This is a genomic window from Serratia nevei (assembly GCF_024160145.1).
Lineage (GTDB): Bacteria > Pseudomonadota > Gammaproteobacteria > Enterobacterales > Enterobacteriaceae > Serratia > Serratia nevei_A.
In genome coordinates, this window is record NZ_JAMYWQ010000011.1 from 54,191 (window position 1) to 73,612 (window position 19,422).

Here is a 19,422-nt window from a genome sequence, read left to right on the forward strand (position 1 = left end):
GCGCTGGATTTTCACGCGCCGGGCGAACAGGCAACAGACGGCGGCGCCACCGGCCCTTCTCGCTGCCGACGCGCCGGGTAGGCAGGCGGGATCCCGCCTTAACCATTAGAGGTATTTAACAAAAACCGCACCTACTGCCGAGTAAACCGGCAATTAACTGAACGTTATTCCGATCCATACCGGCTAAATTTACGCGGATTTAAGCACGCATATCCTTAATATTTGCCACGAGATAAAGTTGCGATAATGTTATTCTTGTTAATTTTATCAACTAAAAAACTCTCTTGATCGGCATATAATGTGATCAATCGCCAAAATATTTCTTATTGTCGTGAAAAATAAGGCGATACCGCCCGGCAGAACGACGCGCTGTGCCGAAGATTCAGCCAGGTATGAAGTACGGAGAAAACGGGCTACAGAAACAAATTGACAGTTAATCTTTGGTTATACAATAATAAATAAAATTTTCCCTGGTGTTGGCCAAGTGGCTACCTGATCCTTTCATAGGATCAGTTTTTTTTTGTATTCCCGCCAACGTCAGTACGGCCCGTGTAATACCCCCAGGCCGCCTTCCGCTAAAAAACCCCTTATAAGATCTTATTGCTTATCCTGCGCCGCTCAGCGCGCCGGCGGCCAATTCAAAAACGCGCGCTGACGCCGACGTTATACATCAACTGCTCGCCGCTGCTCAGCCCGCCGGTTTGCGAGACGGTGGCGAAGGCCGACACCCTGTCCGTCAACGGCATGTTGGCCCCCAGCGTGACATCCACCCAGTTTTTGTCCTGGCCCGCACTGTCGCGGGTAAACGAGGTTTGCGTCGATTTCAGGCCGCCGCCGGCGCGGTAGACGTCGTCGCCGAACTGATGCTGATAACTCACTTCCGCATACGGATTAAATACGCCGAATTGCGTATCCAGCCGCCAGCCCAACGCGCCGATCTGCGAATGGTAGGTTTGATCGTTGAAGCGCATGGCGGTGCTGTCATCACCGTCTTCGCTGTAGCCGGACACATTGCTGTAATCCCAGGCGAACTGGGCCACCGGCCCGGTGGTCAGGTAAGAAGTAATCGGGAAGTCATAGCCGGCGGTCACGCGCGCGCCCCACTGTTTGCCGTCCGTACTGCCGTTCTCGGTTCGCGTCAGCGGCCCCAGCCGCATGCTGCGGCGGATATCGTCATAATCCATCGTCGCATAGTGCAGATCGGCGTTGACCCAACCGTGCTCGAAGATAGCCAGCGAGGTAAAGGCCGACAGCAGCAACCCGCGCGCCTTGTAGTCATAGCGGCTGGAAGGATGTTGATCGTCGTTGGAACCGGCGATCAACGCACCGATCAGCCAGCGATCGGTCAGCTGGTAGTCCACGCCGACGGTCAGGTTGTGGGTGGTGGCATTGCCATCCCCCGCCGCCCGGTTATCGGCATAGTCGTAGTGTTGGCCTGCATAGCCGCCGAACACGCCCAGCGCGCCCTGCGGATTGCCACCGTTGCGCAGCTGCTGGAAACGGCTGTCGAGCGTGGCGCGGCTGTCGCGCGCCATCGCCGCCGTCGCCTGATTCAGCGCCACCACCTGCGCCGGGCCATCCAACACCGCCTGAATATAATCCGCAATCAGCAGGTGCGCCTGCGGGCTGGGGTGGAAATGGTCAGAGAACAGATAGGACTGGTTGGCGGCGAAGCCCGGCATGTCCGAACGGCAGACCGCCGAGGACACCCCCGGCGGGCAGGCCATGCCGGCGGTGTTGGCGAAGCCGAACTGCGCCGGATTGGCGATCGCTTCGGCGAACAGCTTGTTGACGTCCGCCCGCACGATGTTGCCGCCGCCCTGCGCCAGCAAACGGTCTTCACTTTGATTATAGAAATCGGTCAGTTGGGCGGCCTGCGCGCTCAGGCTGTCATACGCCGCGATAAGCTGCGCGGCGATCGCCTGCTGCACCTGAGGAATGGCGCTGCCCTGCTTCGCTGCGGCGGCCAAGGCCGCGTGGATCGCCTGCGTGCGTGCCGCGTTGTCCGGGGTGGCCACCGAATTGAGCGTGGCGTAGGCCGCCTGGATAGCCGCCCCCTGCACCGGCGACAGCGCCTGTTGAATAATCAATTCCATCAGCTGCGGCGTGGAGCCGATGTTCGGCACCGTCGGCACGATCACCGTGCCGGCGCCGGCATTCAGCAGCGAATGCACCTGCGCGGCGGCCGCCGCAGCGCTGTTATAGGCCACGCCGGGTGCGGTAGCGGCATTCAGCGCCGCCGCCGCCAGATCGTTGCCGCCGATCCAGTGAATATACAACCCGTCGCCGTCGGCCTGGCCGTTGACCCGGTTCAGATAGCGCTGCACCTGATCCTGGGTGTTGTCGGCCGGATTCAGCCCCGGCACCGCCACCGCGCCGCCTGCGGCATAGTTTTCGCCGCCGTCGTCCGAAGCCACCAGCGCCGCGCCGATGCGTTGCGCCAACGCTTCGTCGTACAGCAGGTGCTGACTGCCGTCATAGGTGAACCGGCCCTTGTTGCCGGTATCGCTCAGGCTGTCGCCAAAGACGTAGAGTTGATCGTACGCCTGAGCCGGTAGGGTCACACTGCAAAGTAACGCCACTGCAAGCGCCGCCGGGCGGGGCATGCACGTTATTTTTAGAGGCATGAATCGACTCCTGAGAGCCTGCAAATGAAGGCAATGTCGTTTTTATCGTTGACCGGTTTTCCACCGGCCATGTAGTAACTATTGTCGGCTTTTTCGTCACGTCAAGCGGGCTGATGACAAAACAATCAGAGGCTTGCCAAGTTCGGCGCTTCGCGCGATGATTACTGTTCATAAACACAGCATAAGGACAGTCAGGATGGCAGACGAACGTTGCGGTTGGGTGACGGCCGATCCGTTGTATCTCGAGTATCACGACAAGGAATGGGGCGCGCCCACCACCGACGCGCGCGAGCTGTTTGAAATGCTGTGTCTGGAGGGGCAACAGGCCGGCCTTTCCTGGATCACCGTTCTGAAAAAGCGCGAGAATTACCGTCGCGCCTTCCACGGTTTCGATCCGCAGCGGGTCGCTGCCATGACCACACAGGACGTGGAAAACCTGCTGCAGGACAGCGGCATCATCCGCCACCGCGGCAAGATAGAAGCCATCATCACCAACGCCAAAGCCTATCTGGCGATGGAAGCGGCCGGCGAGGATTTCGTCGCCTTCATTTGGGACTTCGTCGGCGGCCGGCCGCAGCTCAATCGCTGGCAGGCGCTGAGCCAGGTGCCGGCCAAAACCGAACAGTCCGACGCCATGTCCAAGGCGCTGAAAAAGCGCGGCTTCAAGTTTATCGGCTCCACCATTTGTTACGCCTTCATGCAGGCCAGCGGGCTGGTGAACGATCATCTGACGGGGTGCATCTGCTACCCAAAGCCACGGTGATCCGCCCCTGCGGCCCGGAGGATATCGAACGGCTGATGGCGCTGTGGCTGCCCAGCACCATCGCCGCCCATCCGTTCGTGGCGGAAAGATACTGGCGTGAGAGCGCCACGCTGGTGCGGGAAAACTACCTGCCGCGCGCGCAAAGCTGGGCCTGCTGGCATGACGGCGAGATCGTCGGCTTTATCAGCGTGCTGGACGAGCAGTTTATCGGCGCGCTGTTTGTCGAGCGGGCGTTTCACGGCCGCGGCGTCGCAAAGGCGCTGATGACGCACGTGCAGCAGCGCTATCGCCGGCTCAGCCTGGAGGTGTACCAGCAGAACCTGCGCGCCTGCGCCTTCTATCACAAGCACAGCTTTCAGATAACGCAGCGCCTGTTCAATGACGAAACCCAGGCCTATACGCTGATCATGAACTGGCCGGCAGTCGAAAATTCAACCCATTACGCTTAAAAAAGGCGCATCCGCACCCCGGATGCGCACAATTAGGAATCCGCTGCATGGCGCCGCCCGGCGTTTTGTCGCATAACACCCCCCGCACTTCCCCGCGCTCATCATTTGTCACGTTTTTCTCCGGAACTGCCGGCGAAACCGCGCGTCATAGGTAGCGCGGCGACGCAGGAGCCGCTGCGTCACCCATTTTTTGCGTCCCCGTTTTGGGCCGGCGCGTACAGATTCTGATGCCATTAAGGACAAGAACATGAAAAAACGCATTGCAATTATTGCCGGCGCCATGAGCCTTACGCTCGCGCTGTCGGCCTGTACCACCAACCCTTACACCGGTGAATCCGAAGCCGGCAAATCCGGCATCGGCGCGGGCCTCGGCGCCGCATTGGGCGCCGGTGTCGGCGTGCTGTCCTCTTCCAAGAAAGATCGCGGCAAGGGTGCGCTGATCGGCGCAGCGGCCGGTGCAGCCCTCGGCGGCGGCGTAGGCTATTACATGGACGTGCAGGAAGCCAAACTGCGCGACAAGATGAAAGGCACCGGCGTCAGCGTCACCCGCCAGGGCGACAACATCGTGCTGAACATGCCGAACAACGTGACCTTCGACAGCAGCAGCGCCACGCTGAAACCGGCGGGCGCCAACACCCTGACCGGCGTCGCCATGGTGCTGAAAGAGTATCCGAAAACCGCGGTCAACGTTGTCGGCTACACCGACAGCACCGGCTCCCGCTCGCTCAACATGAACCTGTCGCAGCAGCGCGCCGACGGCGTAGCCAGCGCGCTGATCACCCAGGGCGTGGCGGCAAACCGTATCCGCACCACCGGTGCCGGCCCGGACAACCCGATCGCCTCCAACAGCACCGCGGAGGGCAAGGCGCAAAACCGCCGCGTCGAGATCACCCTCAGCCCGCTGCAGTAATCCCGTGCGGGGCGCAATCGGCGCCCCGCCGCCGCCCTGTGATTTTCGCCTTCCCTTCAATACTCCCGCCCGCACATCGGGTATGGTAGTCTCCTTGGCAATTAACCGCAGGAGGGATCGGCTGTGAGCACTGTCAAGGCAACGCGCGCCTCGGGACGCGCCACCATCAGCGATGTGGCCAGCATCGCCAAAACCGGCAAGACCAGCGTGTCGCGCTATCTGAATGGTGAACAACACCTGCTTTCCGACGATCTCAAACAGCGCATCGAACAGGCGATCCAACAGCTCGACTACCGGCCTAGCCAGATGGCGCGCAGCCTGAAGGGCGGCCAGACCCGCCTGATCGGCCTGATCCTCGCCGATATCACCAACCCCTATTCGGTGGACGTGATGCGCGGCATCGAGGCCGCCTGCCGTCAACACGGCTTTACCCTGCTGGTGTGTAACACCAACAACGAAGTCAATCAGGAACAGCACTACCTGCAGCTGCTCAGCAGTTACCGGGTGGAAGGCATCGTGGTCAACGCGGTCGGCATGCGCGAGGAAGCGTTATCCACGCTGCAACAGTCGATGCTGCCGATGGTGCTGATCGACCGCAAAATCCCCGACTTCGCCTGCGACGTGGTGGGCCTGAACAACCGCGAAGCCGCCACCGTCGCCACCGAGCACCTGCTGCAACAAGGTTTCGAAGCGATCCTGTTCCTCAGCGAACCGCTCGGTACGGTCAATACCCGTCTCGAACGCCTGCACGCCTTCAGGCATACCATGACGCAGCACCCCACGCTGTTGGCGGAGCAGGCAGAAACGCCGCTCAACGATCGGCAGAAGCTGGAACAGGTGCTGAGCGATTTCAGCGGCCGCCACCGCGGCATGCGCAAGGCGGTGATCTCCGCCAACGGCGCCCTGACGCTGCAGGTGGCGCGCGCCATGCGCCGGCTCGGCATCCAGTGGGGCAACGACATCGGCCTGCTGGGCTTCGACGAGCTGGAGTGGGCAGAACTGGCGGGCGTCGGCATCACCACGCTGAAACAGCCCACCTACCAAATGGGGCATGCGGCGCTGGAGCGGCTGGTGCAGCGCATTCAGGGCCTGGCCGCCCCCAGCGGTGAGCAGATGTTCTCCGGCGAGCTGATCGTCCGCGGCTCCACCACCCGCTAACCCGCCTTCTCCGGGGCCGTTGCCCGCCCCGCCCGCATCGGCTGTTTTTTGCTCAGCTTCGTGATTGCGATCATATTTTTACACTCTGTCGCTTTCCGCTGGAACCGGTTCCATTTAACGTACCGGTAACAGCAGCGGCGGCGACAATGCCGCCTCAGGAGTCAACATGAAAACAGAAATCATCGTGGTCACCGGCGCCTACGGCACCGATACCGTCAAACAACACGGCGGCCAGCGCGCGCTGTTGCCCATCATCGCCGGCGCGGGCGCCGACGGGGTGGAGATCCGCCGCGAACTGTTCGCCGCCGGCGAACTGGACAGCCTGCCGGCGCTGGCGCAGGAGATCGATCGCCAGCAGCTGTTCGCCGTCTACTCCGCCCCTGAGGCGCTGTTCACCCCGCAACATACGCTGAACCCCAACCTGCCGGCGCTGCTGGCGGAAGCGCAGGCACTGAACGCGCGCCGGCTGAAGCTGTCTCTCGGCCATTTCCGCCCCGGCTTCGATTTTACCGAGCTGAAAGTGGCGCTGGAGCAGCACCCGGTCAAACTGGTGGTCGAAAACGACCAAACGCCGGACTGCGGCATTTTGTCGATGCTCAACGCCTTTTTCCACGCCGCGGAAGATAGCCACCTGCCGGTCAGCATGACCTTCGATATGGCCAACTGGCTGTGGGTGGGGCAAGACGCCTTCTCCGCCGCCGATCGCCTGGCCCGCCACGTCGGTTACGTGCACGTCAAAGCCGCCACCCAAGGCCCGCGCGGCTGGCGCGCCGTTGCGCTGGACGATACCGACGGCAGCTGGCGCGATCTGCTGGCCCGCCTGCCGCACGATGCGCCGCGCGGCATCGAATTCCCGTTGCAGGGCGATGATCTGGAAGCCGTCACCCGCCATTACGTCAATATTTTGCGTGCGGAGTAACCCCATGATGACAAGGTTAACGGCAACGACGGCGCAGCAGGCGCCCCTGGATGTGGTCACGCTGGGCGAAGCCATGGCGATGTTCGTGGCGGCGCAAACCGGCGATTTGGCGGAGGTGGAAACCTTCACCAAACGCATCGCCGGCGCCGAACTGAACGTGGCTATCGGCCTGGCGCGTCTGGGCATGAACGTCGGTTGGGTCAGCCGCGTCGGCAACGATTCGTTCGGCCGCTTCACCCTGCAGCAGCTGAAAAAAGAAGGCATCAACTACCGGCAGGTGACGGTCGACGGCCACTATCCCACCGGTTTTCAGGTGAAATCCAAAACCACCGATGGTACCGATCCCAGCGTGGAATACTTCCGCAAAGGCTCGGCGGCCAGCCACCTGTCGGTCGCCGATTTCAACCCTGAATATTTCGGTTCCGCACGCCACCTGCACCTGAGCGGTGTGGCGGCGGCGCTATCCAGCCAGTCGCTGGCGCTGTGCCACCATGCGGCGCGCGAGATGCGCGCCATGGGCAAAACCATTTCGTTCGACCCCAACCTGCGTCCGGTGCTGTGGCCCAGCCGCGAGGTGATGATCGAGCAGCTGAACCCGCTGGCGTTCGCCGCCGACTGGGTGCTGCCGGGGCTGAAAGAGGGGCAGATCCTCACCGGCCAATCGACGCCTGAAGGCATCGCCGATTTCTATCTGGAACGCGGGGTGCAGGCGGTGATCATCAAAACCGGCCCGGACGGCGCCTGGTTTAAAACCGCCGCCGGCGACAAGGCGGCAGTGGCCGCGGTCAAGGTCGACAACGTGGTGGATACCGTCGGTGCCGGTGACGGCTTTGCCGTCGGCACCCTCAGTGCCCTGCTGGAAGGCAAAACGCTGATACAGGCGGTGCAGCGCGGCAACAAAATCGGTTCGCTGGCGATCCAGGCCATCGGCGACAGCGAAGGCCTGCCGACCCGCGCGGCGCTGGCCGAATAACAATAATAAAAAACGACTTCTCCGCATGACGTCAGCCTCTGGCCCTACAACCGGGACGCGTCGGGAGAGCATCTGCCCCTTCGTCTTGCATGCCTGGCGTGCCGGGCAAAGGGGATGCAACACCACTGAAGGATACTGAACATGAACAAAGCGACTATCGCGGCCAAACGCTGGTGGTACATCATGCCCATCGTGTTTATCACCTACAGCCTGGCCTATCTCGATCGCGCCAACTTCAGCTTCGCCTCTGCCGCCGGCATCAATGAAGATCTCGGCATCACCAAAGGCATGGCCTCGCTGCTGGGCGCGCTGTTTTTCCTCGGTTATTTCTTCTTCCAAATTCCCGGCGCCATCTACGCCGAACGCCGTAGCGTCAAAAAGCTGATCTTCTGGTGCCTGATCCTGTGGGGCGGCTGCGCATCGCTGACCGGCGTGGTCAGCAATATCCCGATGCTGGCCGCCATCCGCTTTATCCTCGGCGTGGTGGAAGCGGCGGTGATGCCGGCGATGCTGATCTACATCAGCAACTGGTTCACCAAATCGGAGCGCTCACGCGCCAATACCTTCCTGATCCTCGGCAACCCGGTGACGGTGCTGTGGATGTCGGTGGTGTCCGGCTACCTGATCCACGCCTTCGGCTGGCGTGAAATGTTCATCATCGAGGGCATTCCGGCGGTGATCTGGGCGTTCTGCTGGTGGGTGCTGGCGAAAGACAAACCGGCGCAGGCCGGCTGGCTGAGCGCCGAGGATAAACAGGCGCTGCAACAGCAGCTGGACGAAGAGCAGAAAGGCATCAAGGCCGTGCGCAACTACGGCGAAGCCTTCCGCTCGCGCAACGTGATCCTGCTGTGCGTGCAGTACTTCGCCTGGAGCATCGGCGTGTACGGCTTCGTGCTGTGGCTGCCTTCCATCCTGCGCAGCGGCATGCAGATGGGCATGGTGGAGGCCGGCTGGCTGTCGGCGGTGCCTTACCTGGCGGCGACCATCGCCATGATCGTGGTCTCCTGGGCGTCGGACAAAATGCAAAACCGCAAGCTGTTCGTCTGGCCGCTGCTGCTGATCGGCGCGCTGGCGTTCTTCGGCTCTTACGCCGTCGGCGCCAACCACTTCTGGATCTCTTACGGCCTGCTGGTGGTCGCCGGCGCCGCGATGTACGCCCCCTACGGGCCGTTCTTCGCCATCATTCCGGAAATGCTGCCGAAAAACGTCGCCGGGGGCGCCATGGCGTTGATCAACAGCATGGGCGCGCTGGGGTCGTTCTTCGGTTCGTGGTTCGTCGGCTATCTGAATGGCGCCACCGGCAGCCCGGCGGCCTCTTACATGTTTATGGCCATCGCACTGGTGGTGGCGGTGGTGCTGACGCTGATCGTCAAACCCGCCCGCAACGAGATCCGGCCGCAGTTGGCTTGATCCGGTTATACTTTTTATCTGTTAACCCAACCGGGGGGGCGCCATGCCCCCTTTGGCCCAGCTGGAGTTCGTGATGAAGCCTTCTATCGTATTGTACAAAAGCCTGCCTGCCGATCTGCGTGAACGTCTGGAACAGCACTTCACCGTGCACGCCTTCAACGGCCTGCAGCCGGAGAACCGCGACGAACTGCGCCAGGCGCTGCAGCAGGCCGAAGGGATCATCGGTTCCGGCGGTAAAATTGACGAAGCCTTCCTGCAGCAGGCACCCAAGCTGCGCGCGGCCTCGACCGTTTCCGTCGGCTACGACAACTTCGACGTCGAGGCGCTCAACGCCCATCACGTGCTGCTGATGCACACCCCGACGGTGCTGACCGAAACCGTCGCCGACACCATCATGAGCCTGGTGCTGGCGACCGCGCGCCGGGTGGTGGAAGTGGCGGAGCGGGTGAAGGCCGGCGAATGGCGCGGCAGCATCGGGCCGGACTGGTACGGCGTCGACGTGCACCATAAAACCATCGGCATCCTCGGCATGGGCCGCATCGGCCTGGCGCTGGCGCAGCGCGCGCATTTCGGCTTCGGCATGCCGGTGCTGTACAACGCCCGCCGCACACACGAAGAAGCGGAACAGCGCTTCAACGCCCGCCGCTGCGATCTGGATACCCTGCTGGCCGAGTCGGATTTTGTTTGCATCACGCTGCCGCTGACCGAACAAACCTTCCACATGATCGGCCGCGATCAGCTGGCGAAGATGAAGAAAAGCGGCATTCTGATCAACGCCGGCCGCGGGCCGGTGGTGGATGAGCAGGCGCTGATCGAAGCGCTGCAAAACGGCGTGATCCACGCCGCCGGGTTGGACGTGTTCGAGAAAGAGCCGCTGCCGGCCAACTCGCCGCTGCTCAGCATGCCGAACGTGGTGGCGTTGCCGCACATCGGCTCCGCCACCCATGAAACGCGCTACGGCATGGCCGCCTGCGCGGTGGATAATTTGATCGCCGCGTTGACCGGCACGGTGAAAGAAAACTGCGTCAATCCGCAGCTGTTGCGGAAATAACTCAGCGCGGCCGGTGCTCTGCGGATAACCGGCCGTGTTGCTCTTCCTGCTGCGGCGCGAACAGCGCCTGCAGCTGATGTTCTTCGGCGAAGTGCTGCAATTCGGCATCCTGAATTGCCTGAACGATCTCTTCTCGCCAGTTTTTGTCCGTCATCGCTAACCTCCTTTGATGTTCATCGTTTAATCTGCCGCAGCGCGCGCGCAAAGCCAAGCCGAATCAATCCGAAAACGCTCCGCCCTTCCTCTCCTCCCCGAAAAACCCCCGCAGGGAGGAGGCCATTTTTCCACCGTTTGCCACACTGGGCGCTACCCTGTGAAAAAACGCTTCCTGCCGCGCGTAAGGAGAGCCATGAAACTGTTACCCCTGCCCTTGTTGATGCTGCTGTCGCCTTCGGCGCTGGCTGGCTGGACGCTGCCGGGTTTCCCGGCCTTCGACGAAACCGCCGCCGGGCTGTTCGCCAGCCAGGCCGCGCTGCCCAAAGGCCAGCTGCCGCTGCGGCTGTATCAGGATAACCACTGCTGGCAGCCGGCCGAGGCGGTGAAGCTTAACCAGACGCTGTCGTTGCAGCCTTGCGGCACCCATCCGCCGGCCAGCTGGCGGCAGTTCCGCGCCGGCGATTATCAGGTGCGCATCGACACCCGCAGCGGCAAGCCGATCACGGTCGACGTCGTCTCCACCTTCGCCGAAGGCGAAACGCTGCGCGATTTCTATTCCGGCCAAACGGCGCAGGTGAGCCAGGGGAAAATCACGCTGCAGCCCGCCGCCGCCAGCGGCGGCCTGTTGCTGCTGGAATCCGCCGCCACGGCGAAACCGGCGGCGTTCAGCTGGCATAACGCCACGGTCTACTTCGTGCTGACCGATCGCTTTGAGAACGGCAATCCCGCCAATGACCACAGCTACGGGCGCCGCAGCGACGGCCTGCAGGAAATAGGCACCTTTCACGGCGGCGATCTGGCCGGCCTGACGCAGAAGCTGGATTATCTGCAGCAGCTGGGCGTCAACGCCTTGTGGATCAGCTCGCCGCTGGAGCAGATCCACGGCTGGGTTGGCGGCGGCGCCAAAGGCGATTTCCCGCATTACGCCTATCACGGCTATTACGCGCTGGACTGGACTCGCCTCGACGCCAACATGGGCACCGAACAGGAGCTGCGCACGCTGGTCGAGCAGGCGCATCGGCGCGGCATTCGCATTCTGTTCGACGTGGTGGTGAACCACGTCGGTTACGCCACGCTGGCGGATATGCAGACGTTCCACTTCGGCTCGCTGTATCTGCAGAGAGCTGAGGTGGAGAAAACCCTGGGGAAAAACTGGGGCGACTGGCGCCCCGGCCCTGGGCAAAACTGGCACAGCTTCAACGACTACATCAACTTCAGCGACAAAGCGGGCTGGCGCCAATGGTGGGGGAAAAACTGGATCCGCACCGACATCGGCGACTATGACTCACCGGGCTATGACGACCTGACGATGTCGCTGGCCTTCCTGCCGGACATCAAAACCGAAGCGCCCGGCGCCAGCGGCCTGCCGCTATTCTATCGCCACAAACCCGACACCGCCGCGCGCGACATTCCCGGCGCCACCACCCGCGATTACCTGACCGTCTGGCTCAGCCAGTGGGTGCGCGATTACGGCATCGACGGTTTTCGCGTCGATACCGCCAAGCACGTGGAAAAACCGACGCTGGCGCTGTTGAAGCAGCGCGCCACGGCGGCATTGGCGGCGTGGAAAGCGGAGCATCCGCAGCAGGCGCTGGATGACGCGCCGTTTTGGATGACCGGCGAGGCCTGGGGCCACGGGGTGATGAAAAGCGACTATTACCAAAACGGCTTCGACGCGATGATCAACTTCGACTTCCAGGACCAGGCGTCGCAAGCATTGGGCTGCTTTGCCGACATCGATGCCACCTACCGGCAGATGGCCGAGCGGCTGCAGGATTTCAACGTACTGAGCTACCTCTCTTCGCACGACACCCGGCTGTTTTTCGCCAGCGACGCCAAAGGCTCGCTACCGCTGCAACAGCGGGCGGCGAACCTGCTGTTGCTGGCGCCGGGCGCGGTGCAGATTTACTACGGCGATGAAAGCGGCCGCCCGCTCGGCCCAACCGGTTCCGATCCGCTGCAGGGCACCCGTTCCGACATGAACTGGCGTGAACTGCTGGGGGAAAAAGCCCCGCTGCTGGCCCACTGGCAACGGTTGGGGCAGTTCCGTGCTCGCCACCCGGCGATCGGCGGCGGCGTGCAAACCCCGCAGCCGCACGCCGCCTACTACGCCTTCAGCCGCCGGCTCGGCGACGATAAGGTGATGGTGGTGTGGGCCGGCGAACGGTCACAATAATCCAGTGTAATATGCTACCAATCGGCCAATGGGCGAAGTTTGTGCCCATTGGTCGATTTGTCGGCCGCATTGCAGCGGGATTTGTCTGGCGGTATGGTGGGTGATTACCTGCTAAGAAACAGTACTGCTGCACCTATGACTTTCTCACTTTTCGGCGAAAAATTTACCCGTTATGCGGGCATTACCCGTTTGATGGACGACCTGAACGAAGGCCTGCGCACCCCCGGTGCCATCATGCTCGGGGGCGGCAACCCGGCGCAGATCCCAGAGATGGAAGCCTACTTCAAACAGCTGTGCCAGGAGATGCTCGACCAGGGCAAACTGACCGAAGCACTGTGCAACTATGACGGGCCGCAAGGCAAGGACGCGCTGCTGAAAGCGCTGGCCAATCTGCTGCGCGACGAGCTCGGCTGGGAGATTTCGCCACAGAATATTGCACTGACGAACGGCAGCCAAAGCGCGTTTTTCTACTTGTTCAACCTGTTCGCCGGCCGCTATGCCGACGGTTCGCGCCGCCGCGTGCTGTTCCCATTGGCGCCGGAATATATCGGCTATGCCGACGCCGGGCTGGACGAAGGGCTGTTCGTCTCCGCCAAGCCGAACATCGAGCTACTGCCGGACGGTCAGTTCAAATATCACGTTGATTTCGAACACCTCACCATCGGCGACGACATCGGCATGATCTGCGTTTCACGGCCGACCAACCCGACCGGCAACGTGATCACCGACGAAGAGCTGATGAAGCTCGACCTGCTGGCGCAGCAGCGCGATATTCCGCTGGTGATCGACAACGCCTACGGCGTGCCTTTCCCCGGCATCATCTTCAGCGACGCCACGCCGCTGTGGAACCCGAACACCATCCTGTGCATGAGCCTGTCCAAGCTCGGCCTGCCGGGCTCGCGCTGCGGCATCGTCATTGCCGACGAGAAGGTGATCACCGCGCTGACCAACATGAACGGCATCATCAGCCTGTCGCCGGGCAGCATGGGGCCGGCGATGGCAACAGAAATGATCGCGCGCGGCGATCTGCTGCGCCTGTCGAACGAGGTGATTCGCCCGTTCTACAAACAGCGCGTCGAACACACTATCGAGATTATCCGCCGCTACCTGTCGCCGGAGCGCTGCCTGATCCACAAACCGGAAGGAGCTATCTTCCTCTGGCTGTGGTTCAAGGATCTGCCGATCACCACCGAGGTGCTGTATCAGCGCCTGAAAAAGCGCGGCGTGCTGATGGTGCCGGGCCACTACTTCTTCCCGGGGCTGGAGCACGACTGGCCGCACACCCACCAGTGCATGCGTATGAACTACGTGCCCGATCCGGAGAAAATCGAGCGCGGCGTGGCGATCCTGGCGGAAGAGATCGAGCGCGCGCATCAGGAAGGCTAACGCCAGCTGATTGAAAATCGACCGATAAAGATATACGATGCATATATCGTATATCTTTTTTTGGAGGGCTAGCGATGACTCGTATCGTGATCGATTTACCTGAAGAAGACCTGCGGCAGCTCGACAATCTGAAAAATATCCGCCACGTTCCCCGGGCTGAAATCATCCGTCAGGCCGTCTCCCGCTATCTGACGGAGAACCACGTTGAAGATCCCAGCAATGCTTTCGGGCTCTGGTCCGGGGCGATGGGCGATGGCGTGGACTACGAAAATCGTCAGCGCGAGGAGTGGGAATAATGGTGGCTCAACGGGCGTTATTCGACACCAATATCCTGATCGATTATCTCAACGGCATTCCTCAAGCCAAAGACGTTCTGACCGAATACCACATCAACCCGGCTATTAGCGCCATCACCTGGATGGAAGTGATGGTGGGTGCCAAAAAACAGGGGCCAGCGCTGGAGTTGAAAACGCGCCAGTTTTTAGGGCAATTCCTGCTGCTGCCTATTACCGATGAAGTTGCCGAACGCGCCGTAGAACTGCGCCACTCACAGCATGTGAAGCTGCCGGACGCCATTATCTGGGCCACAGCGCAGGTGGGGTTCCGGACGCTCATCTCCCGCAACCCCAAAGATTTTGGCACTGACAACGGCGTGTTAATGCCTTACCGGCTGTAGTCGGGCAGCGCTACAGCGTCCAGAACAGCACCGCCAGCAGCTGCGGCGACATGATGCGCAGGAACATCGCCAGCGGATAAACGGTGGCGTAAGACAGCGCGGCGGCGCCGCTGGTGGGATGCAGGCCGTTGGCGAACGCCAGCGCCGGCGGATCGGTCATCGATCCCGCCAGCATGCCGGACAACGTCAGATAGTTCATCTTGCCGACCGTGCGCGCCAGGATACCGACGCTCAGCAGCGGAATGGCGGTGATCAACGCGCCATAACCAATCCACGTCAGCCCCTCGCCGTGCAGCAACGTATCGATAAAATTGCCGCCCGATTTCAATCCGACCACCGCCAGAAACAGCACGATACCCAGCTCGCGCAGCGCCAGGTTGGCACTCGGCGGCATAAACCAGTACAGCTTGCCGATGCTGCCGATGCGCCCCAGGATCAGCGCCGCCACCAGCGGCCCGCCGGCCAGCCCCAGCCGCAATGCCGCCGGGAAGCCGGGCACGAACAGCGGAATGGAGCCGAGCAGCACCCCGAGGCCGATGCCGATAAACACCGGCAGCATCTGCACCTGCTGCAGTTTTTGTTGGGCGTTGCCGACAATTGCCGTCACCGCGTCGATGGCCTCCGGCCGGCCGACCAGGTTGAGAATGTCGCCAAACTGCAGCGTCACGTTACTGCCGGCCACCAGCTCCACGCCGGCGCGGTTGAGGCGTGAAATCACCACGTCATACTTCTGTTTCAGGTTCAGATCGCGGATTTTCTTGCCCAGCACCTGCTCGTTGGTCACCACCGCCCGCACCACCTGCAGCGCGGTGCCGCGCGTGGACAGCGAGGCGTCGACCTCTTCGCCGATCACCAGCCGGGCATTCTCCAGATCTTCGCGTTTACCCACCAGATGCAGGTAGTCGCCAAGCTCCAGCCGCTCGTGCGGCGCCGGCACCATCAGCAGCTCGCCGCGTTTGAGGCGCGAACAGACGATCGCTTCGTCGTTGAGCAGCGGCACGCTTTTGATCGCCATGCCCTGCAGATTGGGGTTGCGCACCGCCACGTTCATGGCGTGCAGCAGCTCACGCTGATTGCCCAGGCTGCTTTCAAACGCCTGCGCCTCGCGCTCGATGTTGATGCGGAAAAACAGCCGGATCAGCCACATCACCAGCAGGATGCCGCAAATGCCGAACGGATAGGCCATGGCGTAGCCCATGCCCATACCGTCCACCAACGCCGGATCGGAACCGAGATCGGTCAGGATTTGCTGACCGGCGCCCAGCGCCGGGGTGTTGGTGACCGCGCCGGAGAATACGCCGAGGATGATCGGCAGCGGCACGTCGAACAGCTTGTGTACCGCCGCCGCCACCACGCCGCCGGTCAGTACCAGCAGCACCGCAAAGGCGTTGAGCCGCAGACCGGAAACGCGCAGCGAAGAGAAGAAACCGGGGCCGACCTGAATACCGATGGTGTAGACGAACAGGATCAGGCCAAACTCCTGGATAAAGTGCAGCATGTCCCCGTTCAGGCTGATTTGCCCGCTCTGGGCGAAGTGACCAACCAGGATGCCGCCGAACAGCACGCCGCCGATGCCCAGCCCGACGCCGTACAGCTTCCAGCTCCCCATCCACAGCCCAATAACGGCCGCCAGTGCCAACATGCTGACGGTCAGGGCGATATCGCTCATAGGTCACATCCTTGCCAAAGTTGAATGGGGAATTTGCGGCCAAAGACACAAAATTAATAAGGATTATGACATCGGACAGACGGGGGGACTGTGGCATGCACCACATAACGCAACGGGGGAGATCCGTCTGGATCTCCCCCGCATGGTGATGACCGTTTTTCAGTCGGTTATTTGGCTTCCAGCTCCGGTGTCGCGCCGATGGCGATGCGCTGCGGCTGCAAGGCCTCCGGCACCTGACGCACCAGATCGATGTGCAGCAGGCCGTTTTCAAATTTGGCCTCGGACACCTGTAGATGCTCCGCCAGCGTGAAGGTCAACTGAAACTCTTTGCACACCAGGCCCTGATGCAGGTATTCAACCTGTTTTTCCGGCGGTGTGGGTTTACCGCTGACGGTTAACCGCGGCCCTTCCACTTCGATATTCAGTTCGCTCTGCCGGAAACCGGCCAGCGCCAGAGAAATGCGGTAGTGATTGTCATCGCTTTTCTCGATGTTGTACGGCGGGAACCCCTGAGGTTCCTGGCCTCCCATTGAACTGGCCAATTTATCAAAACCAATCCATTGACGCAGAAGCGGGGATAAATCGTAATTACGCATAGGAACAACTCCTTTCATTAAGCGAGATGTGTTTATTCAGCCCCCTGACGGCAGGCCAGGTATTATTTGCCGGCAGCGTACCTGCCGGCGAAACGCAAATTTATTTAATTTCGATGCGGCGCGGTTTTAATGTTTCCGGCACGATGCGTTGCATGTCGATATACAACAGGCCATTCTCCAGTTTGGCGCCTTTAATCTGAATATGTTCGGCCAGCTGGAATTTACGCTCAAAATTACGTTCGGCGATGCCCTGGTATAAATAAGTTTTCTCTTCCGGTTCGTTATTGTGCGCCCCGCGCACGATCAGCAGATTATCTTGCGTGGTGATCTCCAGCTCCTGCTCGGCAAACCCGGCTACCGCGATGGCGATGCGATAATGATTTTCGTCCACCAGCTCGACATTATAAGGCGGATAACCGCCGTTGCCCTGACTCTGACCGGCTTCCAGCGCGTTGAACAGGCGATCGAAACCAATGGCGGAACGGTATAGCGGGGAAAGATCAAAATTACGCATAAAACAGCCTCCTAAGGCACTTCAGCGAGGTTGAAATAAATACGCCTTCCACTCTGGACAGGCTAATTAAGCCAGAATTCCCTTACGGCGAATTCTCAATTCGGCTCTGATGATAAAATGGGGGTTGATTTCATCAATTCAACAGGCGAGGATCAAAAAAACTTCGCACCGATTAGGCGAAAGTTTTTTTACCACTTACACTAAAGTGAGAGAGCCGCCACAGAGCGGGATTTTGCTTCTTTAAAAGCAGCAACAGGATGTTATAAATCAGCTTAATTTAGGGGAACAGCAACCCTGCAGGATGGATTAATGACAACGATGAAAGCGATAGCGACGGGCTGCATGTTGTTGGCGACCAGCGGTTGCTCCAGCGTGATGAGCCATACCGGCCCGAATCAGGGTTACTATCCCGGCACCCGCGCCAGCGTGGACATGCTGAAGGATGACAACACCAGCTGGGCGATGATGCCGCTGGTGGCGCTGGATTTGCCGTTTTCTGCGGTGATGGACACCGTGCTGCTGCCTTACGACTATCTGCGCTCCGGCAATGACGCGACCGCAGACTCGCCAAAAGCGCGCATCCTGCGCAGCGAGCAGCAGAATCTGGCGGCGACCGGTAATCCCGGCGAGGGCAACGACGGCACCGCCACGCATTAATCACGCACGCTGCGGGCCGTCAGGCCCGCCATCGGTCTTATACCTCAACCACAAAGATCTGGTTGAACCCCGCTATCTCGCGCATAAACGCCACTTTCTTGCCATCCGGTGAAAATACCACGGCATCCCCCGACGGCGGCTGCACGCTGCGCTGCGTTAAACGCTGCAGACGGCCGCTGGCGACCTCACACAGCATCACGCTGTTGTCGCATACCAACGCTATCGTCCCGCCCTGCGGGTGCCAGCTGAACGCCGACTGGATGTCATGCTCGCTGCGGCTCACCTGGCGCGGCTCGCCGCCGTTCGGCGACACCGTCCACAGCTGCACCACGCCGCCGTCATCCTTCATCAGAAAAGCTATCTGGCTGCCGTCCGGCGAGCTGCGCAGCCAGTGGCGCGGCGCCCCGGCTATGCCCGGAAAATGACGATCGCCGGTAAAGGTTACCCGGCGCTGCCTGACGCCAAGCGGCGGCGCCGGCAGCTCGCTCTGCGTCCCCTGCAGCGGCAGAGCGCCCGCTCTGGCGTAATCGGCGTCGTTCTCCGGCAGATCGACGATGAACACCTCGGGCAGCTTCTCACCGGCGGCGGACAGCGTATCGCCGATGAACGCCAGCGCCCAGCGCTGCCGGCTGCCGTCGGCCTTACGGTAACCTTCGCGGCCGATCCAGCCTTCTTCATAGGCGCGATTGACCTGATCGCTGCCCGGCTGCGGCTGCGGCACGGTCTCGCTGACCAGCACGCAATAGTGGCTGCCATCATACTCGCGTGGATGCTGCTTCGGCGGATTGACCCCGTGCAAGGGCACGGCCACCCCGACGTTGCGCAGATCGCGCGCCGGATCCCGTTCATGCATCACGTGATCGTTGTAGGTAAAACTGAGGCGGCTGCCGTCCGGGCTAAAAACGTGCACATGGCTGCCGCCGCGCAGCGCGCCGGGCGTGTAGGGCGCGGTGATATCCAGCGCGTCGAGGGTGATGGCCAACTCGCGATCCGGTTCGCTGACGATCACCCCGCGGCGGTGGTGAAAATCATACTGCCAGGCGCTGTCCGGGTGCTCCGGGCCGTGGATAAAGGCATAGCGAGCCGGCGTATCGGGGCTGACCGTGACCACGCCGACGTGGGCACCGTGCTGGGCGCGATAAACCACTTCCACCGCGCCGCTGGCGACGTTGACCCGCTCGATGCTCAGGCCGGTGAAAGAGGCGCCGCGCGGACGCACGTCATAAGCCAGCCATTGGCTGTCCGGCGTCCAGACGTTGATATTGGTTAACTGATGCCCGCGAGGGTCGAAAGTCAGTTGTTTTTCCCGATGGCTCATGGCGGTTCTCCTGC

The 19,422-nt window shown here is 61.3% G+C and carries 19 protein-coding genes; 13 read left to right on the forward strand and 6 right to left on the reverse strand.

What is annotated here, in order from left to right:
* Window positions 1-638 precede the first annotated feature (638 nt).
* Window positions 639-2,627 carry an autotransporter outer membrane beta-barrel domain-containing protein gene (locus M6G53_RS10275; RefSeq protein WP_253331031.1) on the reverse strand — a complete coding sequence of 663 codons (1,989 nt, stop codon included), beginning with the start codon at window positions 2,625-2,627 and terminating at the stop codon, window positions 639-641.
* Between the two features lie 196 nt (window positions 2,628-2,823).
* On the opposite strand from M6G53_RS10275, the gene M6G53_RS10280 reads away from it, so the two are divergent.
* From M6G53_RS10280 to ghrB, 8 genes are all read left to right on the forward strand, one after another.
* Entirely contained in the window at window positions 2,824-3,390 is a 567-nt protein-coding gene (locus M6G53_RS10280) for a DNA-3-methyladenine glycosylase I (RefSeq protein ID WP_253331034.1), read from the forward strand.
* The gene (locus M6G53_RS10285; protein ID WP_253331155.1) at window positions 3,387-3,839 is read left to right on the forward strand and encodes an N-acetyltransferase; all 453 of its coding nucleotides are present in this window, start codon (window positions 3,387-3,389) and stop codon (window positions 3,837-3,839) included. Before M6G53_RS10280 ends, M6G53_RS10285 begins: the two co-directional genes overlap by 4 nt.
* Window positions 3,840-4,086: 247 nt before the next feature.
* A complete protein-coding gene (locus tag M6G53_RS10290; RefSeq protein ID WP_253331036.1) occupies window positions 4,087-4,749 on the forward strand; it encodes an OmpA family lipoprotein in 663 nt (220 codons plus the stop codon).
* A 123-nt stretch (window positions 4,750-4,872) separates the two neighbouring features.
* Complete coding sequence (locus M6G53_RS10295; protein ID WP_253331039.1) at window positions 4,873-5,907, forward strand: LacI family DNA-binding transcriptional regulator; 1,035 nt, start codon at window positions 4,873-4,875, stop codon at window positions 5,905-5,907.
* 166 nt (window positions 5,908-6,073) lie between these two features.
* Window positions 6,074-6,826: a sugar phosphate isomerase/epimerase family protein gene (locus M6G53_RS10300; RefSeq protein ID WP_253331042.1), complete on the forward strand. Its 753-nt coding sequence runs from the start codon at window positions 6,074-6,076 to the stop codon at window positions 6,824-6,826.
* A gap of 7 nt (window positions 6,827-6,833) precedes the next feature.
* Window positions 6,834-7,799 (forward strand): sugar kinase, encoded by a 966-nt coding sequence (locus M6G53_RS10305; protein WP_253331157.1) that lies wholly within the window; start codon window positions 6,834-6,836, stop codon window positions 7,797-7,799.
* A 141-nt stretch (window positions 7,800-7,940) separates the two neighbouring features.
* Entirely contained in the window at window positions 7,941-9,209 is a 1,269-nt protein-coding gene (locus M6G53_RS10310) for an MFS transporter (protein WP_253331044.1), read from the forward strand.
* Between the two features lie 73 nt (window positions 9,210-9,282).
* Window positions 9,283-10,260 (forward strand): glyoxylate/hydroxypyruvate reductase GhrB, encoded by a 978-nt coding sequence (gene ghrB, locus M6G53_RS10315; protein ID WP_253331159.1) that lies wholly within the window; start codon window positions 9,283-9,285, stop codon window positions 10,258-10,260.
* Window position 10,261: 1 nt separating this feature from the next.
* Here ghrB and M6G53_RS10320 read toward each other — a convergent pair whose 3' ends face one another.
* On the reverse strand, window positions 10,262-10,414 hold the full coding sequence (locus M6G53_RS10320; RefSeq protein ID WP_187181583.1) for a hypothetical protein: 153 nt from the start codon (window positions 10,412-10,414) through the stop codon (window positions 10,262-10,264).
* Window positions 10,415-10,609: 195 nt separating this feature from the next.
* On the opposite strand from M6G53_RS10320, the gene M6G53_RS10325 reads away from it, so the two are divergent.
* The 4 genes from M6G53_RS10325 to M6G53_RS10340 all read left to right on the forward strand — a co-directional run bounded on the left by M6G53_RS10325 (window position 10,610) and on the right by M6G53_RS10340 (window position 14,654).
* Window positions 10,610-12,592, forward strand: coding sequence for an alpha-amylase (locus M6G53_RS10325; protein WP_253331046.1), 1,983 nt, complete (start codon window positions 10,610-10,612; stop codon window positions 12,590-12,592).
* Between the two features lie 135 nt (window positions 12,593-12,727).
* Window positions 12,728-13,978, forward strand: a complete 1,251-nt coding sequence (locus tag M6G53_RS10330) for a valine--pyruvate transaminase (RefSeq protein WP_004933935.1) — start codon at window positions 12,728-12,730, stop codon at window positions 13,976-13,978.
* A 74-nt stretch (window positions 13,979-14,052) separates the two neighbouring features.
* On the forward strand, window positions 14,053-14,274 hold the full coding sequence (locus tag M6G53_RS10335) for a ribbon-helix-helix domain-containing protein (protein ID WP_004933932.1): 222 nt from the start codon (window positions 14,053-14,055) through the stop codon (window positions 14,272-14,274).
* Complete coding sequence (locus M6G53_RS10340) at window positions 14,274-14,654, forward strand: type II toxin-antitoxin system VapC family toxin (protein ID WP_033636540.1); 381 nt, start codon at window positions 14,274-14,276, stop codon at window positions 14,652-14,654. The genes M6G53_RS10335 and M6G53_RS10340 overlap by 1 nt, the downstream gene beginning before the upstream one ends.
* A gap of 10 nt (window positions 14,655-14,664) precedes the next feature.
* Here M6G53_RS10340 and M6G53_RS10345 read toward each other — a convergent pair whose 3' ends face one another.
* The 3 genes from M6G53_RS10345 to ibpA form a co-directional block, all read right to left on the reverse strand.
* Window positions 14,665-16,323, reverse strand: coding sequence for a putative transporter (locus M6G53_RS10345; protein WP_253331048.1), 1,659 nt, complete (start codon window positions 16,321-16,323; stop codon window positions 14,665-14,667).
* A gap of 167 nt (window positions 16,324-16,490) precedes the next feature.
* A complete protein-coding gene (ibpB, locus tag M6G53_RS10350) occupies window positions 16,491-16,919 on the reverse strand; it encodes a small heat shock chaperone IbpB (protein WP_004933922.1) in 429 nt (142 codons plus the stop codon).
* A gap of 100 nt (window positions 16,920-17,019) precedes the next feature.
* Window positions 17,020-17,433, reverse strand: coding sequence for a small heat shock chaperone IbpA (gene ibpA / locus M6G53_RS10355; RefSeq protein WP_253331050.1), 414 nt, complete (start codon window positions 17,431-17,433; stop codon window positions 17,020-17,022).
* A 309-nt stretch (window positions 17,434-17,742) separates the two neighbouring features.
* On the opposite strand from ibpA, the gene M6G53_RS10360 reads away from it, so the two are divergent.
* Entirely contained in the window at window positions 17,743-18,090 is a 348-nt protein-coding gene (locus M6G53_RS10360; protein ID WP_253331052.1) for a YceK/YidQ family lipoprotein, read from the forward strand.
* Between the two features lie 37 nt (window positions 18,091-18,127).
* Here M6G53_RS10360 and M6G53_RS10365 read toward each other — a convergent pair whose 3' ends face one another.
* A complete protein-coding gene (locus M6G53_RS10365) occupies window positions 18,128-19,408 on the reverse strand; it encodes a YidR family protein (protein ID WP_253331054.1) in 1,281 nt (426 codons plus the stop codon).
* Between the last annotated feature and the right edge of the window lie 14 nt (window positions 19,409-19,422).

What these genes read in the sequence shown, in the direction of transcription:
- M6G53_RS10275 (WP_253331031.1), bottom strand. Translation starts at nt 2,627, where the DNA reads ATGCCTCTAAAAATAACGTGCATGCCCCGCCCGGCGGCGCTTGCAGTG.
- M6G53_RS10280 (WP_253331034.1), top strand. Translation starts at nt 2,824, where the DNA reads ATGGCAGACGAACGTTGCGGTTGGGTGACGGCCGATCCGTTGTATCTC.
- M6G53_RS10290 (WP_253331036.1), top strand. Translation starts at nt 4,087, where the DNA reads ATGAAAAAACGCATTGCAATTATTGCCGGCGCCATGAGCCTTACGCTC.
- M6G53_RS10300 (WP_253331042.1), top strand. Translation starts at nt 6,074, where the DNA reads ATGAAAACAGAAATCATCGTGGTCACCGGCGCCTACGGCACCGATACC.
- M6G53_RS10305 (WP_253331157.1), top strand. Translation starts at nt 6,834, where the DNA reads ATGACAAGGTTAACGGCAACGACGGCGCAGCAGGCGCCCCTGGATGTG.
- M6G53_RS10310 (WP_253331044.1), top strand. Translation starts at nt 7,941, where the DNA reads ATGAACAAAGCGACTATCGCGGCCAAACGCTGGTGGTACATCATGCCC.
- ghrB (WP_253331159.1), top strand. Translation starts at nt 9,283, where the DNA reads ATGAAGCCTTCTATCGTATTGTACAAAAGCCTGCCTGCCGATCTGCGT.
- M6G53_RS10320 (WP_187181583.1), bottom strand. Translation starts at nt 10,414, where the DNA reads ATGACGGACAAAAACTGGCGAGAAGAGATCGTTCAGGCAATTCAGGAT.
- M6G53_RS10325 (WP_253331046.1), top strand. Translation starts at nt 10,610, where the DNA reads ATGAAACTGTTACCCCTGCCCTTGTTGATGCTGCTGTCGCCTTCGGCG.
- M6G53_RS10330 (WP_004933935.1), top strand. Translation starts at nt 12,728, where the DNA reads ATGACTTTCTCACTTTTCGGCGAAAAATTTACCCGTTATGCGGGCATT.
- M6G53_RS10335 (WP_004933932.1), top strand. Translation starts at nt 14,053, where the DNA reads ATGACTCGTATCGTGATCGATTTACCTGAAGAAGACCTGCGGCAGCTC.
- M6G53_RS10340 (WP_033636540.1), top strand. Translation starts at nt 14,274, where the DNA reads ATGGTGGCTCAACGGGCGTTATTCGACACCAATATCCTGATCGATTAT.
- M6G53_RS10345 (WP_253331048.1), bottom strand. Translation starts at nt 16,323, where the DNA reads ATGAGCGATATCGCCCTGACCGTCAGCATGTTGGCACTGGCGGCCGTT.
- ibpB (WP_004933922.1), bottom strand. Translation starts at nt 16,919, where the DNA reads ATGCGTAATTACGATTTATCCCCGCTTCTGCGTCAATGGATTGGTTTT.
- ibpA (WP_253331050.1), bottom strand. Translation starts at nt 17,433, where the DNA reads ATGCGTAATTTTGATCTTTCCCCGCTATACCGTTCCGCCATTGGTTTC.
- M6G53_RS10360 (WP_253331052.1), top strand. Translation starts at nt 17,743, where the DNA reads ATGACAACGATGAAAGCGATAGCGACGGGCTGCATGTTGTTGGCGACC.
- M6G53_RS10365 (WP_253331054.1), bottom strand. Translation starts at nt 19,408, where the DNA reads ATGAGCCATCGGGAAAAACAACTGACTTTCGACCCTCGCGGGCATCAG.